This is a genomic window from Candidatus Binatia bacterium (assembly GCA_036504975.1).
Taxonomy (GTDB): Bacteria; Desulfobacterota; Binatia; order UBA9968; family UBA9968; genus JAJPJQ01.
The window spans coordinates 1-14,170 of record DASXUF010000186.1; the positions used below are offsets into that span (position 1 = coordinate 1).

Annotated in this window: 14 protein-coding genes and 1 tRNA gene; all 15 read left to right on the forward strand. The window is 59.9% G+C overall.

Annotated elements, in window-relative coordinates; translation table 11 throughout:
* Window positions 1-426 (forward strand): EVE domain-containing protein (locus tag VGL70_22585; GenBank protein ID HEY3306317.1); only part of this gene is annotated, 426 nt, incomplete at its 5' end.
* 95 nt (window positions 427-521) lie between these two features.
* Complete coding sequence (locus VGL70_22590) at window positions 522-1,451, forward strand: ABC transporter substrate-binding protein (GenBank protein ID HEY3306318.1); 930 nt, start codon at window positions 522-524, stop codon at window positions 1,449-1,451.
* 25 nt (window positions 1,452-1,476) lie between these two features.
* Window positions 1,477-2,316 carry a methyltransferase domain-containing protein gene (locus tag VGL70_22595; protein HEY3306319.1) on the forward strand — a complete coding sequence of 280 codons (840 nt, stop codon included), beginning with the start codon at window positions 1,477-1,479 and terminating at the stop codon, window positions 2,314-2,316.
* Window positions 2,309-3,346: an ABC transporter substrate-binding protein gene (locus VGL70_22600; protein ID HEY3306320.1), complete on the forward strand. Its 1,038-nt coding sequence runs from the start codon at window positions 2,309-2,311 to the stop codon at window positions 3,344-3,346. The genes VGL70_22595 and VGL70_22600 overlap by 8 nt, the downstream gene beginning before the upstream one ends.
* A gap of 160 nt (window positions 3,347-3,506) precedes the next feature.
* The gene (locus VGL70_22605) at window positions 3,507-3,947 is read left to right on the forward strand and encodes a hypothetical protein (GenBank protein HEY3306321.1); all 441 of its coding nucleotides are present in this window, start codon (window positions 3,507-3,509) and stop codon (window positions 3,945-3,947) included.
* Window positions 3,948-4,008: 61 nt separating this feature from the next.
* Entirely contained in the window at window positions 4,009-4,308 is a 300-nt protein-coding gene (locus tag VGL70_22610; protein HEY3306322.1) for a hypothetical protein, read from the forward strand.
* 255 nt (window positions 4,309-4,563) lie between these two features.
* Window positions 4,564-5,466, forward strand: a complete 903-nt coding sequence (locus VGL70_22615) for an MBL fold metallo-hydrolase (protein HEY3306323.1) — start codon at window positions 4,564-4,566, stop codon at window positions 5,464-5,466.
* Between the two features lie 25 nt (window positions 5,467-5,491).
* A complete protein-coding gene (locus tag VGL70_22620) occupies window positions 5,492-6,403 on the forward strand; it encodes an MBL fold metallo-hydrolase (GenBank protein ID HEY3306324.1) in 912 nt (303 codons plus the stop codon).
* A 1-nt stretch (window position 6,404) separates the two neighbouring features.
* Window positions 6,405-7,562 (forward strand): MBL fold metallo-hydrolase, encoded by a 1,158-nt coding sequence (locus VGL70_22625; protein HEY3306325.1) that lies wholly within the window; start codon window positions 6,405-6,407, stop codon window positions 7,560-7,562.
* Between the two features lie 80 nt (window positions 7,563-7,642).
* Entirely contained in the window at window positions 7,643-9,541 is a 1,899-nt protein-coding gene (locus tag VGL70_22630) for a thiamine pyrophosphate-binding protein (protein ID HEY3306326.1), read from the forward strand.
* A gap of 87 nt (window positions 9,542-9,628) precedes the next feature.
* Complete coding sequence (locus tag VGL70_22635) at window positions 9,629-11,545, forward strand: thiamine pyrophosphate-binding protein (protein ID HEY3306327.1); 1,917 nt, start codon at window positions 9,629-9,631, stop codon at window positions 11,543-11,545.
* An 85-nt stretch (window positions 11,546-11,630) separates the two neighbouring features.
* Window positions 11,631-11,936 carry a hypothetical protein gene (locus tag VGL70_22640; GenBank protein HEY3306328.1) on the forward strand — a complete coding sequence of 102 codons (306 nt, stop codon included), beginning with the start codon at window positions 11,631-11,633 and terminating at the stop codon, window positions 11,934-11,936.
* Window positions 11,937-11,990: 54 nt separating this feature from the next.
* Window positions 11,991-12,067 (forward strand) — tRNA-Val (locus tag VGL70_22645).
* Between the two features lie 480 nt (window positions 12,068-12,547).
* The gene (locus tag VGL70_22650; protein HEY3306329.1) at window positions 12,548-13,849 is read left to right on the forward strand and encodes a TerC family protein; all 1,302 of its coding nucleotides are present in this window, start codon (window positions 12,548-12,550) and stop codon (window positions 13,847-13,849) included.
* Window positions 13,850-13,965: 116 nt separating this feature from the next.
* Window positions 13,966-14,170 (forward strand): hypothetical protein (locus VGL70_22655; GenBank protein ID HEY3306330.1); only part of this gene is annotated, 205 nt, incomplete at its 3' end.

Sequence of the window (14,170 nt, forward strand, 5' to 3'; positions counted from 1 at the left end):
ATGGCGAATCGCTGGCTTTTCAAGACCGAGCCCTCGACCTATTCATTTCAGCAATTGCAAAAAGACCGGAAGACCGTGTGGGACGGCGTCAAGAATAATCTCGCGCTCAAGCACCTGGCGGGAATCAAGAAGGGCGATTCGATTTTCATCTATCACACGGGCGACGAGAAGGCGGTGGTCGGCGAGGCCCAGGCGCTGAGCGAGGCCTATCCCGACCCGGCGAAGAAAGATCCCAAGCTCCTGGTCATCGAGATCGAAACCGGGAAGGCGCTGCCGCGCCCCGTCACGCTCGCGGAAATAAAAGCCAACCCCAAATTGAAAAGCTTCGACCTCGTCCGCCTGCCGCGCCTCTCCGTGATGCCCGTCAGCGAAGAGCAGTGGAAGATCATCGAGGAGATGGCGTTGCGGCCGGCGCCACGAATATAACGATGAAGACGAAAAATACCCCTTTGCGTCGCCTAAGCCGTTGTCTGATCCTGCTCATCCTTCTTGACGCCCCGGCTTGGGGCCAAGAGAAAAAGTTGACGCTGATCTCCTATCCCGCCAGACCTCCCAAAGTCCCTCTATGGCTCGCGCTGGAAGAGGGGTTGTTCGCCAAACACGGGCTCAGCGTGGCGTTAAAGGAATTGCAATCCAATGACGAACTGTTGCGCGCACTCGGCAGGAGAGAGGGCGACGCGTATGCCGCGACGGCGACGCACATCGTATCCGGCATCGGCGACGGCGCCGACTTGGTCTTTGTCGCCAATACGGGTTACAGCGTTCTCAAGCTGCTGTCGCGCCCGGACATTAGCCGCGTCGAAGATCTCAAAGGTAAGAAAGTCGGGACCGGAGAAGCGGGAAGCAATCAAGACCGGATCACGCGCCAGACCCTCTTGCGTCTGGGTCTCGACCCCGAGCGGGACGTGACTCTCGTTTCTTTCGGCAGCAGGAGCGTCACCCGCTTGAACGCTCTCCTCGAAGGAAAAATAGACGCGACCACGAGCAACGAGGAAAATATCTACGATCTGGAGCGGCGCGGCGGTCTCTCAAAGGTCCGCGTTCTGGCGGACAACGACAGCCTCAAACTGTACATCGGCGCCGGAGTGGACTTCGCCGTCGCGCGCGGTTGGTTGCGGAAAGATCGCGACGGCGTGAAGTCGTTTCTTCGAGCTCTTTGCGAGGCGATTGCTTTGGCAAAAAGTTCGCGCGCCTCGGCCGACCGCATCTACGGCAAGTATCTGGGCGTGAATGATCCGGCGATGCTCGATTTTATCTACCGTACTTACGTTCAGGGCGCGATTCCCCAGCGCCCGTTCCCGAAATCCGAGGTGATCGCTCTCGGCCTGGAGGAATTCGGCGCCAAGCCCGGAGTGAAAGGGAAGAAGGTGGAGGATCTGGTCGATACCGGCCCGCTTAGGGAATTAGAGAAAGAAGGGTTTTTCGACCGGCTCTACGGAAGCAACAAGTAATCATCGGCAGTGGGGAGGAGTTAGGATGGAAAATCACAAGAATCGTTTTCACGATCATGGCCACGCTCAGGAGTACGACCGCAGGGCCGCGCAGTCGGAGATTCGCGGGCAGTTGGTCGCAAAATTAGTGAAGGAGTTGGCCCTGACCGGCCGCGAGCGCGTGCTCGATCTCGCCACCGGCACGGGACGGGTCGCGCGTCCCGTGGCCGAGCGCCTCAAGGGCGGAAAAATCGTCGGCCTGGACGAGGCGCTGGCCATGCTCCGCGTGGCGGAGGAGCAAAGAGAGAAAGAGCCGATTCCCGGATTTCTCCCCGCGGCCGGAAAGGCGGAGGCATTCCCGTTTCGCTCCGGGGTTTTCGATCGCGCCTTCACTGTTTTCGCCCTGCACCATTTCGGCGATGCGCTGTCGACGGTTAGAGAAGCGCTTCGGGTATTGAAGCCCGGCGGCCGCTTCGTCGTGCTCGATCCGGTGCTGTGGATGGACATGGACGCTCTCGACGCGCGCGTCCACGAGCGCATCAACGAGATCCTCAACAGCGGCCACGGCGAGCGTTTTCATTACTACACGACTCCGGAGATCCGCGAGCTGCTTATCGCGGCAGGCTTCCGCGACGTCGGCACCGAGCTCAGCATTTTCGGCTTCGATCAAGAAGGAATGGAGGAAATCCCCACGGGCCGCCACTGGCTCGAGGTCGCCGAACAGCTCCGGAGCGAGCCGGCGGCGTTGAGACGGCGCTTTGCGGAGAGATACTTCCGTTACGAAAAGCGCGGCGACAAGGTCCATGTGCGGGGAAATTTTTACTTTGCGCTGGTGCACGGGCAGAAAGCAAAGGCAAAACCGTCCGTGAGATTCCAGCGTGTCTAAAATTCGTATTCTCCTGCTGCGACCCGGCGGCGAAAGTCCCTCGCCGACGGACCAGTCGTTGGGCGCGTATCTCGCCGCCACGGCGGGGCCGCAGCGTGAAAACATCCGCCTGGAGCAGGAGACATTCCGCCGCGGCGACCTGGACGATTTGGCCGCGGCGGTCAAGCGCTGGGAGGGCAAGATCGACGGCGTCGTCGGCGCGACCAACGTGCCGGAATCTACGGCTCTGGGCAAACTTTCCGAAGAGCTAAAATTTCTTTGCTTCGTCTCGAACAACAATCCTTCCGTACGGCAACATCGCCGAACGGTCTTTCACATCGGCGTGCCGACGCGTCTGACCTCGGCCGCCGTGGCCGAGCAGTTGGTCCGTCGAGTAGGGGCCAAGCGCATTTATCTGCTTTATGACGATACGGAATTTCAAACGCGCGTGGCCGACGACACGGCTTCTTTCTTAAAAGGCGCGGGCGCGGAAGTGCGTTCCACGCCGGCCACGCGGCCGGCTTGGCTCGACGATGTGCGCTCATGGAGGGCTGAGATCATCTACCTCGTGCTTTCGGACGAAGAGCGCGCGGTGCCGCTGGTCCGGAGCATTCGCGGTGTGTTTCCCCGGCTGCCGCTGTTGCTCGGGCGCTCGTTGCTGCGCCGGAGCTTCATCGATGCGGTGGAAAGTGAAAAGACGGACGCCTTGCTTTTCGTCGATATGTTTCAGCGCGGCGCACCGCGGACGGAAGAGGAAGCGCTTTTTACCAAAGCTCTCGCCCAGGCGGGCGTCTCCCTCCCAACCGCCAATCATGGCTTTGGCTGGGACGCGATGACGCTCTGCGCGGGCGCTCTGGCGCTGTCGAGCGGGAATTTACCCAAGGCGATCGAATATCTCGAATCGGGAGCGGAGCTTGTAGCCGCCACTGGACGCTACCGATTCCATCGCGAGGACCACAACGGCCGCGAGACGTTCAACCCGACCGTGCTCAGCAGCTTGCGCTCGGGCGAAGTTGTTGGCGTGGATGCGGAACTCCGGGAAAAACCCTAGAAGCCATGCTTGTCAAATACTCCCATCCGAGCGAGTAATATTTCCCTACTTTTTACCCTTTTTACTATTTCCTTCCCGCCTATCTCTTAAAAAGTCTTCTGATCTAAGTCGTTGCTAGTTGGCATGGCCGTTGCTCCACCGTTCCCTGGGAGGAACGCTCATGCATACATTGAGAACCGGCCAGGGATGGAAACTCCTGATCGCCATGCTGCTCGGGTTGACCATCCTATTTATCTTCCTGGTCGCGGTGGGAGCCTCCCATCCTAGGATAAACGAGGGGAGTCACCGGGGACGATTAATTCGCGTTCAAGCTGAGACTCCCAATAGCGACCCTCAGGACGGAAGCTCGCCGAACTTTCTCAAAGACTTCGTGCTCGTCCCCGGCACCGCCGTCCTGATCGACGACCACCACGTTTTGGCGTTGTATCAGAATCCGCAAAAAGACTTCTATGCCCTTGTCTTGTTCAGGGTCGATTGCAAACAAGCAAGCTGCACTCCGACCGAGCTCCTGGCCTTCTCGATCGTCGACGGCGAGGGCAGAGATGTTCAGTTGGCAAAAAAACTCGCGCCGAAAAATCCGGAGATCGCCGCGTCGATTTGAAGGGATCTCTGCTTGCGAGGGGAGAACCGCGCCGCAGCCGGCATCGCTGAAGGAGGTTGAGATGGAAGGCAGAAAAAACATTGCCGTTGGATCGAGGGTCAAGATCAAACACCAGCATTGGCTCCGCGCGCTCGAAGAGGGCGTCGTCGTGGAATACCGCCCGCGCGCGCTGAATAGCTGGCTGGTGAAATTCGAGCGCGGCTATCCAGGCGGCGGCATCGACGGCGATAAGCTCTACTTTGCCGAAGGCGATTTTTTAGCGGTCGAGCAGCACCGCCCGGCTCGAGCCCACATCCACGAGCCCATGATGACGGCGGACGACTTCATGACCGCGCCGAACGGCCACCCCATCGGGATCTAGCGCCGCGATTTTCCCGTCTCCACCTGAAACCCGCCTGATTGGCGCCGCTTGGCCTTATGCCAAGCGGCGCGCCTGCCCAACAACGTTTCAAGAGCGCCGCTCGCACTTGAGGCGCCTCGGTGCGTCTCTTGCGTTTTCCCGTTCCGTGATACCCCGCGCTTCCGAGTCTAAAAGTTCTCCCGCCATCACCTGATTGACAGCCGATATGCATTCTTAGTAGGTTTCGCCCAGGCATTCGGCTTAAAGGGGGAAGCTATGAATCTCAAACGGGTGATGGTTTTTGCCACCCTTTCTTTCCTTCTTGCTCGTGCCCTCCCGGCGCAGGATCTCGGCCCCGGATTCACCAAGGTCAAAGACGGCATCTACGTCTACGCTCCCGACCAGACCACCACGACCTGCAGCATCGTCGCCACGCAGGAAGGCGTCGTGATGATCGATAGCTGCAACAGTCCTTTGGCCTCCCGCAAAGTCTTCGAGACGGTCAAAAAAGTGACGGATAAGCCCATCCGGTTCCTGATCGATACGGAGGTCCACAACGATCACACGTGGAATCACTACGTATTTTCTCCGCCGGCCGTGATCATCAACCACGAAGGCGCGGGGGAGGCGATGAAAAAGGGCGTCGACCCGAAGCGGGTCGAGAGGCTCGCCGCGGAATCTCCCGAGATGGCCGCGATCGTGCAAAACTACAAATTCATCCCGCCGCACATCGAGTACAAGGACCGGATGACGATCAACCTGGGCGAGCGGACCTTCGAGCTGATCTATTTGAAGAACGTACACAGTGAAGCCGATACGGCGATCTGGCTGCCGAAGGAGCGGGTGCTTTTCGCCGCGTCCGCGGCCAACGTGAGAACCATGATCAACCTCCGCCCGCACGTGACGATCCCGGACATCCTCGCCGGCTACAAGCTGATGAAGTCGCTGAATCCCGAGGTGGTTATTCCCGGTCACGGTCCGCCGAGCACGACAAAGATCTTCGACGAGTATGAAGCGTTTTACACGCTGGTGCTCAAGCGGGTGAGCGAGATGGCGGCGCAGGGCAAATCCCTCGCCGAGATCAAAAAGGAGCTCAAGATGCCGGAGTACGCCGGCTGGTCGGGCCAGGACCGTCTCGGCGCTAACATCGATGTGGCGTACAAGTCGGTGAAGAAGTAAGCCCTCATCGCCGGAGGAGACCGCCATGAGAATCAAGCCGTCGTCATCGTTTCTATGCGCCGCGGTTTTTCTGCTTTCCGCCGCCAATCTCCCGGCGCAGGACCTCGGGCCTCATTTCAAGAAAATCAAAGAGGGCATCTTCGTTCGCGCGGAAAAACCGCTCGATTCCAACGCCGCCATCATTCTCACCGAGGAAGGGGTCGTGCTGATCGACAGCGGCCACAACCCGCCCGACTCCCACGCGCTGCTCAAAGCCGTCAAGCAGCTCACGGCGCAGCCGGTTCGCTTTTTGATCAATACCGAGCCGCACGGCGACCATACGACCGGCCATTTCGTTTTTTCGCCGCCGGCCATGATTATCGCGGCGGCCGGCGCGACCGATTCGATGAAGAAGGCCTACAACCCCGAGCGCAACCAGAGGCTCGTGACCGAGTATCCCGCGATGAAGGAAGCCTTCCAGGGTTTTCGGATGATTACGCCGCACATCGAGTATAAAAATAAGATGGCCCTTAACCTGGGCGGGCGCACGCTCGAACTCTATTATCTCAAAAACGTTCACAGCGAAGCGGACACGGCGATCTGGCTGCCGAAAGAGCGCGTGCTGTTCGCCGCGGCTTCGGTCGGCGTCAAGCGGTTCGGCAATCATCGCCCGTTTGTGAGCCTCCCCGACACGCTTGCTGCCATCAAAATGATGAAAGCCTTGAATCCTGAAGTCGTGGTGCCGGGACACGGGCCGCCGGGAACCGCGCAAATCCTGGACGATTACGAGCGCTACTATAATCTCCTCATCGAGCGCGTCGGCAAGATGGCGCGCGAAGGCAAGTCGCTCGACGAAATCAAAAAAGAGCTCAAGATGCCGGAGGTCGACGACTGGCAAGGAAAAGACCGTTTTCCGAACAACGTCGAGGCGGCGTATCGCGCAGTGAAGGGGAATTAGGTTGAAAACAGTTTGGTTGGCCGCTGCCGTGGTCGCCGCAATAATCTTTGCGGCACAGGCGCACGCCATAACGGGTGAAAAACCCGAATTCAAAAAACTCGCCGACGATGTCTACGCCTACGTCGGCAAGCTGAACGACGCCAACGCGATGGTCGTCGTCACGTCACAGGGCGTCGTGGTCGTCGACACCGGCAACAACCAGCCGGAGACGCGCAACCTCCAGAAGCACATCCAGAGCGTCACGAAACAGCCCGTCCGCTACGTTATCATCACGCAAAACCACGGCGACCACATCGGCGGCACGCCACTCTTCTCGCCGCCGGCGACGGTCATCCTGCATGAAAGAATCGCCAAGGATTGGTCCTCGTGGAAACCGTATCAGGTCAACACGTGGCGCAAGCGCTTTCCCGAGCGGACCGAGGCGCTGAAAGGCTTCCATCCCATGGACGCGGCCGCGACCTTCACCGATCGTATGACGCTCCGCCTGGGCGGCAAGTCCATCGAGCTTCTCTACGTCGATGATCCATACAACCCGGGCGACATCGCGGTCTGGCTGCCGCAAAGCGGCGTGATGCACGGCGGCTTCGGCGCGTACAAGGAGCGCCATCCGGACATCCGGCCCGACTACAGCCACGGCACGACGGTAGGGATGCTCAAACAGCTCGAAGCTTTGATCGCACTCAAACCCAAAGTCGTGATACCTTCGCACGGTCCGGTGATGGGCGTCGCGGATTTGCAAGTCATGCTCGATTATCTTTTGCTCGCGCGCCAGCGCGTGCGCGGCATGATGGACAAGGGAATGAGCGTTGAGGCGGTCCGCAAGCAGTTCCACATGAACGAGTACAAGGGATGGGACCGCGAGGCGCATTTCCCGGTGATTGCGGCGACTATCTATCGCGAGCTGAGAGGCGAAGGGCCGGAAATTTTTCCCGTGACCGAGAAGACCGTTCGGGGTAAGATCGCCAAGGTCGAAGAGGAAGGAAGATATCTGACCGTCGTTGCGGAAAGCGGCCAGCAGCTTCCTCTTAGAATTTCGAACGCGACCGACATCGAGGGAGTTCCCGACCGGTCCCACTTGAAAGTCGGGATGAAATTCAGCGCGCTGTACGAAGAGCAGAAGGAGCGCAACGAAACGTTGCAGATAAAACTGGAACCTTAATCCAGGCGCGAGGCGTTGTTGGTAGGGGCGACCGGCCGGTCGCCCCTACACATGCCTCATCCCAAACAAGGAGGATTTTTATGCGTGGTCTCGTTAAAGATTATCTCGATCTCGATCTCTCGCGCCGCGGCTTCTTGAAAGCCATGGCCGCGGCCGGATTCACCATGGCGGCGGCGGAGTCGGTGCTGAAGAACCTCGCGCCCGTCGCCCATGCCGCCACCGCCGGCAAAGAATACTGGAAAGAATTCCAAGGAAACGGCGGGGCAATGCTGGCCGAGCAGCTTCTCCAAACAGGCGCCGAGTATCTCTTCGTCGGCAACGGCTCCGGCCTCGGCGCTCTATGCGACGCCGTCATCGACCGGCCCAAACTCAAGCTGGTTCTGGCGACACATGAAGCGCACGTCATCGCGATGGCGAGCGGCTACGCGATGGCCAGCGGTAAGACCGCCTTTTGCATGTATAGCCGGGTGGGCGCGGCGCATTCGACAGGAAATATGTACAACGCCATGAAAGACCGTCTGCCTCTTGTCATCGCCGTGGACCGCGCCGATACGACCGAAGACGGCCGCGACGGCCATGAAGACCTCGAAGACATGCTGGAGCCGGTGAAACAGTACACTAAGTGGCGCTGGGTGGCGAAGGAGGTGAGCCGCATCCCCGAGTGGGTGACCAAGGCGTTCAAAGTTTCATCGACTCTGCCGTGCGGACCCACCTATCTCATGATGCCGCGCGACGTGATGTTCGAGCACGAGGGAAAAACCAAGATCTTCCAGCCCGGGACCTTCGACGTGCCGATGAACGTCCGCCCCAATACAAAATCCGTGGAGAAGACGGCGAAGATGCTGCTGGAGGCGAAGAGCCCGCTGATGCTGCTGGGACCCGAAGTCTATCAGAGCGGCGCGCAAAAAGAAGTGGCGGAGCTGGCGGAGCTGCTGGGGATTCCCGTGTGTGAACGCGGCCGGTGGTGCCAGGTTTTCAACAATCAGCATGCGCTTTTCCTCGGCGCGCTGCGCGACAAGATGCGTTATCCCGCGAACGTCGATCTGTTCCTGAACCTGGGCGCGCTGTTTACCGATCCCGAAGGATCGTTCCTGCTCGAACAAAAAGTTCCGACCGTCGTCGCCGGCACTGACGTGCGCCACCTCGGCGACGCGATGCCGATCGAGAACGCCATGGTGGGCCATCTCAAGGAAGGAGTGCGCGACTTGATCGATGCGGTCAAGGCGGCGGCGACCAAGGATCGCCTGGAAAAGATCGGCAAGCCGCGCTTCGATGAGACCAAAAAGTTTACCGAGCGCCTTCGCGCCGGACGCGAGGCCGGCGCCAAGAAAGTTTGGGACAACAAGCCGATCGAATGGGACCGGCTCGCCAAAGAGATCGAGGCGGCATCCGACAAAGACGCTATTTTCGTGGAAGAGTTCGGCTCGCAACGCAATAAGTGTCTCGATTACTTGAGCATAGGTTACGGCGCCAAGACGCAGCTCGGCCGCACCACGGGAAGCTGCCTGGGATGGGGACTTCCGGCGGCGGTCGGGGTAAAACTTGCCAAGCCGGACCAGCAGGTCTGGGCGTTCCAGGGAGACGGGGGAATGCTCTTCGGTCAGACCGAGGCTCTCTGGCCGATGCGGCGGCACGAGGCGCCGGTTATCACGGTGGTATTCAACAATCGCAGCTACAACGAGACGCGAAACCGGATGTGGAGCCGGGGCAAGAACCAAAGAGAGAAAAAGTTGGATATGATCAGCCACCTCGGAAGCCCGGATGTGAACTTCGCGAAGATCGCCGAGGCGTACGACATCAAGGGCGAAGTCGTTGCGGAGCCGAACGACATCGCGCCGGCGCTCAAGCGCGCCATCAACGCGACGCGCGACGGCAAGCCCTATCTGCTGGACGTTCTCGTCGCGCAAGCGGGCCAGGGCGCCAACATGAACTGGTATCCGAAAATTTCCGTCGCAGAGATGAGGACGAAAAAGGCGTAGGGGAAGGCGAAAGGCGGGAGGCTGGAGGCGTGAGATTTTCTTTCTCGCGCCTGTTGCCTCTCGTCTCATGCCCCGAAGGAGGTTTTTATGCGCGACTTGGCGATGCGTTTTTTGAACGGCGAGCTTTCTCGGCGCGGTTTTTTGAAAGGGCTTGTGGCCACGGGCTTCAGTCTGACGGCGGCCGAGTCGGTGGTGGATTCGTTCAGGAGCTACGCCGACGCGCAGGAGATTCCGCCGTCGGTGATCAAACCCTTTCAAGGCGAGGCCGGCGAGGTCATCGCCGAGTGCCTCCGCGCCGCGAAGGTCAAGTATGTCTTTTTCTGCAACGGATCGCCCCATGGGCCGGTTCTCGACGCGCTGGTGGACAAGCCCGAGATCAATCTCATCATCGCGACCGAAGAAGGGCAAGCGGTCTCCATGGCGCAAGGCTACGAGCTCGCTTCCGGTGAGGTTCCCTTCATCGTGACCCAGGGGGTCGGGATTCCGCGCCAGATCACGAACCTCGTCAACGCCTGGAAGGACCGCTCGGGCATGGTGGTGATGACGCCGCGCACGCCGCTCGATACCCACGGGCGGGACAGCTTCGAGGACATCGACAACTGGCTCGATTTCGTCAAGCCGGTCACCAAGTGGCGCTGGGACATCGTGAGACCGAACCGCATCGCGGAGCACATGCGCTACGCCTTCAAGCTCGCCTCGACGGCGCCGCGCTCGCCGGTGTTTCTCACTATACCGGACGATCTCCTGGAGGAAAAAGACGTCAAGACCAGCATCGTGAGCCAGGATTATTTCAACGTGCCCGTCAAAGTGAAGCCCGATCCCAAGCAGATCGAAGCCGCCGCGAAGATGATCGTCGAGTCGAAGAGTCCGGTGCTGATCGCCGGTCACGAGATCACGCGCGCGAAGGCGATGAAGGAAATGCTTGCCTTCGCCGAGCTGCTGGGCATCGCCGTCACGCGCGAGCGCGGCTTGTTCCTCGACTTTCCCAGCATGCATCCGCTTTTTCTCGGCGACTTCGTCGGCAACATGCGCTTCCCGAGAAACCTCGATCTGATCGTGAACCTCGGCGGTCAATTTCCCCGGATGAGCGAGGCGGCGGAGGAAGACCCGTTCGCCTTTCTCCCCAAGGGCGTCAGGATCATTCACGCCAGGGTAGAGCCGGACGATCTCGCGCGCCTCTTTCCCACGAGCTTCAACATCGTCGGAGACGTCGGGCAAACGCTCCGCGATTTGACGGACGCCGTCAAGTCGATGCTGACCAAGGAGAGGATCGAGGCGATGCGCGCGCCGCGCCTAGAGGCGGCCGCCAAGTTCACCTCGACGATGCGCGACAGCTGGCGCAAGGCGGCGCAGAAGGATTGGAACAAGAGTCCGATGCCGTGGGAGCGCGTCGTCTTCGAGCTCGACAAGGCGATGGACAAGGACGCGGTGGTCGTGCAGGAGATCGCCGACAACAAGCGCACCGAGCGCTGGATCGGCTACGGCGAAGAGGGCGGCAGGACGCTGATGGGACGGACGACCGGCCAGTGTCTCGGCTGGGGCGTGGGCGCCGCGCTGGGCGTGAAGCTCGCGTGGCCGGACCGCCAGGTGGTGAGCCTTCAGGGCGACGGCGGCATCATGTTCGGCCAGACGGAAGCTTTCTGGACCTACGCCCGTTACCAGTCGCCGGTCATCACCGTGGTGATGAACAACCGGAGCTACGACGGCGTGCGGAGGAGACAGTTCTCGAAACAGGGCAAGCAGGCCAAGTTCAACAAGGACATGAGCGCGTACATGGGGAATCCGGACATCGACTTTGCCAAGATCGGCGAGGCCTATGGCATCAAAGGAAGCTTCGCGCGCGACGCCGGCGAGTTGCAGACCGCACTCAAAAAGGCGGTGCAGGCGACGCGCGACGGCAAGCCCTACATCGTCGACGCGCTGATCGAGCGCACCGGCCCGGCGGCGGACTTGACCTGGCATCCGCCGTTCACGATCGCGGGGATAAGAACGAAGAACGTATAAGTCGTAACTCGTCGTCCGTGTTCGTGATCGTAAAAATGCGAAGCACGAGCACGAGCCACGAGCACGATCACGAGGGAGGCTTTTCATGCAGCGCGTTTTGTCGATTCTAACTTTGATCGGTGCTCTATCGTTTCCGGCGGAACCCCTCTGGCCCAACAATCACTGGGCGACTCTGCTCCCCGATGGAGACGGCAAAGAGGAGACCCGACAGCTCTGCGGCAGTTGCCATAACTTGCAGAAGACGGTGCTTTCACGAAAGACGCCGCAGGAGTGGGAGCGGACGGTTTTCGACATGGTCGCGCGCGGCGCGCAAATCTTTCCCGACGAGGCGGAGAAGATCAGCAAATATCTGAGCGCGAGCTTTCCTCCGGGCAAGGCGACGGGGCAATAAACCCCACGCTTTCTTGATCGCCCGCATCGAAGGTGTTAGAAAGAGTCTTCCGGTGGTCGCATAGCTCAGTTGGTTAGAGCGCGCGCCTCACATGCGCGAGGTCGTAGGTTCAACTCCTACTGCGACCACCATCTCAAGAAAATGAAAGCCAAGATTGCCGTCGTTTTGTCGCTTCTCTTTCTAGGCTCCGACGGCTTGATGCTCGGCGGCGCCCTCGAGGCCCGTCCGGACGCCAGGACTGCAACCGAGCAAGAAGCCTCCGAAAGCAACGAGCCGGAGGTACTATTCAGATCGAAATCATCTCCGAATTCGCGCCGGCGCCCCGCGAGGCTCCGATTCTCACTGGACTCGCGGCGCGGCGCGGCCGCCGGCCGGAGCGTTTCTTTTTCCGCTGACCAAATCCGAAAATTTTCCTTTTCGCTAAAACCTTTTCAAGAAGACCTCTACGCGCTTTTGAAGATCTTTCGCCTCTAGACGCGCCCTCCGCTCCGCACTTTTTTCTCGTTCCTGAGCGCGATCCCTCGCGGGTCGCGCTCTGAATCCGTGTGACGAGGAGCCCGTCCGCCATTTCGCCCCCCAGCGGAGCGAAAGGTGCGGCTTCGGGGGAGGGAATGAGCATGACTTCGGAATATCTATATGTGTGGGTCGCTTTCAATATGTTCGTCCTGGGCATGCTTGCCCTGGGCCTCGCGGTCTTTCATCGCAAGGCTCACGCAGTTTCGCTTGGGGAGGCGCTGACGTGGAGCCTCGTGTGGATCGCGCTGGCTCTTCTGTTCAACGGCGGCGTTTATTATTTTTGGGGGCAGGACAAAGCGCTGGAGTTTCTGACCGGATATGTAATCGAAAAGGCGCTCAGCGTGGATAATCTTTTTGTATTCATCGTCATCTTTTCCTACTTCTCCGTCCCGGCCGTGTACCACCATCGGGTGCTTTTCTGGGGAATTCTCGGCGCCCTCGTCATGCGCGCGATCTTCATTGCGGCGGGCGTCGCGCTCATCCATGCCTTCCACTGGGTGATTTACGTCTTCGGCGGTTTTTTGATTTTAACCGGAATCAAGATGCTGTTTGCGGGCGACGAAAAAATCCACCCGGAAAAGAATCCCGTTCTGCGGCTTCTCCGGCGGGTCATGCCCGTAACCAAGGAATATCACGGCCAGCGGTTCTTTGTGCGCATTCAGGGGCGGCTCTGGGCCACGCCTCTCTTGCTGGTGCTGGTGGTGATCGAGAGCACGGACGTGATCTTTGCCGTGGATTCGATCCCCGCCATCCTCGCCATCACCACGGACTCTTTCATCGTTTATTCATCCAATGTCTTCGCGATTCTGGGATTGCGGGCGCTCTATTTTCTTCTGGCGGGCGTCTTGGACAAATTCCACTACCTGAAGGCGGGGCTGTCGTTCGTCCTTTGCTTTGTGGGGATCAAAATGATGCTCGGCGACCTTTACAAGATCCCGATCGGCCTGTCGTTCGCCGTGGTCGCCGGGATCTTGGCCGTCTCAATGCTTGCTTCCCTGAGCTTCACCGGCGAAAAGCGGGCGGCTTCGAGCGCGGACCTTGTTTTGAGATGGCGCGCGCTGTTGTCCTACAATCCGCATACGCGGGTCAGGACATGGGTGTGGCTGGCGATCGTCTTCGCGATCACGGCCGCCGTGAAGTGGACGTCGATTCGGACGGGACCCTCGGCGCAGAACGCGATCACGGCGGTGCGCTTGGCCGAGCGTGATCTAGCTGGAGTACGTTCGGGCGACGACGGTTCGGCGGCGTCGATTGTCAGTGAAGCCGAGGCGGCGCTGAGCGAAGCCTGGGCGGCTCTGCAGAGCAAGCGGTACGAGGACGCGATCAGGGCGGCGCACAAAGCCAGAGAACCGCTTGGAAGTTTGTTCCGGAGAGCGCAAACCGAGGAGCACTCTTGACAAGGCGGCGCGGGGCAAGGGCCGGGCATCTCAGGCGTGCATCGGCTCCTTGTCCGCCCGTGCTTTCCGTGGAACAATGCAGCGAACCGGCGCGCGAATGAAAATATAGGATTCGGATGGTCGCTCGACGTCATTACTTGTTGTTGCTTGTCGGCGTGGCGCCGCTTCTTCTCGGAGCGCAGGGCCACGACGACCCGATCAGCCGCGTGCTCCTGGCCCTCGTGGTGGTCCTTCCATCGGCCAAGCTCGGCGGATGGCTCGCGGAAACATTGGGACAGCCCGCCGTCATGGGCGAGCTTCTCGCCGGAATGGTAATCGGCA

Excerpts from the sequence above, each read along its gene's own strand:
- VGL70_22595 (HEY3306319.1), top strand. The coding sequence starts at position 1,477 with ATGGAAAATCACAAGAATCGTTTTCACGATCATGGCCACGCTCAGGAG.
- VGL70_22605 (HEY3306321.1), top strand. The coding sequence starts at position 3,507 with ATGCATACATTGAGAACCGGCCAGGGATGGAAACTCCTGATCGCCATG.
- VGL70_22610 (HEY3306322.1), top strand. The coding sequence starts at position 4,009 with ATGGAAGGCAGAAAAAACATTGCCGTTGGATCGAGGGTCAAGATCAAA.
- VGL70_22615 (HEY3306323.1), top strand. The coding sequence starts at position 4,564 with ATGAATCTCAAACGGGTGATGGTTTTTGCCACCCTTTCTTTCCTTCTT.
- VGL70_22620 (HEY3306324.1), top strand. The coding sequence starts at position 5,492 with ATGAGAATCAAGCCGTCGTCATCGTTTCTATGCGCCGCGGTTTTTCTG.
- VGL70_22630 (HEY3306326.1), top strand. The coding sequence starts at position 7,643 with ATGCGTGGTCTCGTTAAAGATTATCTCGATCTCGATCTCTCGCGCCGC.
- VGL70_22635 (HEY3306327.1), top strand. The coding sequence starts at position 9,629 with ATGCGCGACTTGGCGATGCGTTTTTTGAACGGCGAGCTTTCTCGGCGC.
- VGL70_22640 (HEY3306328.1), top strand. The coding sequence starts at position 11,631 with ATGCAGCGCGTTTTGTCGATTCTAACTTTGATCGGTGCTCTATCGTTT.
- VGL70_22650 (HEY3306329.1), top strand. The coding sequence starts at position 12,548 with ATGAGCATGACTTCGGAATATCTATATGTGTGGGTCGCTTTCAATATG.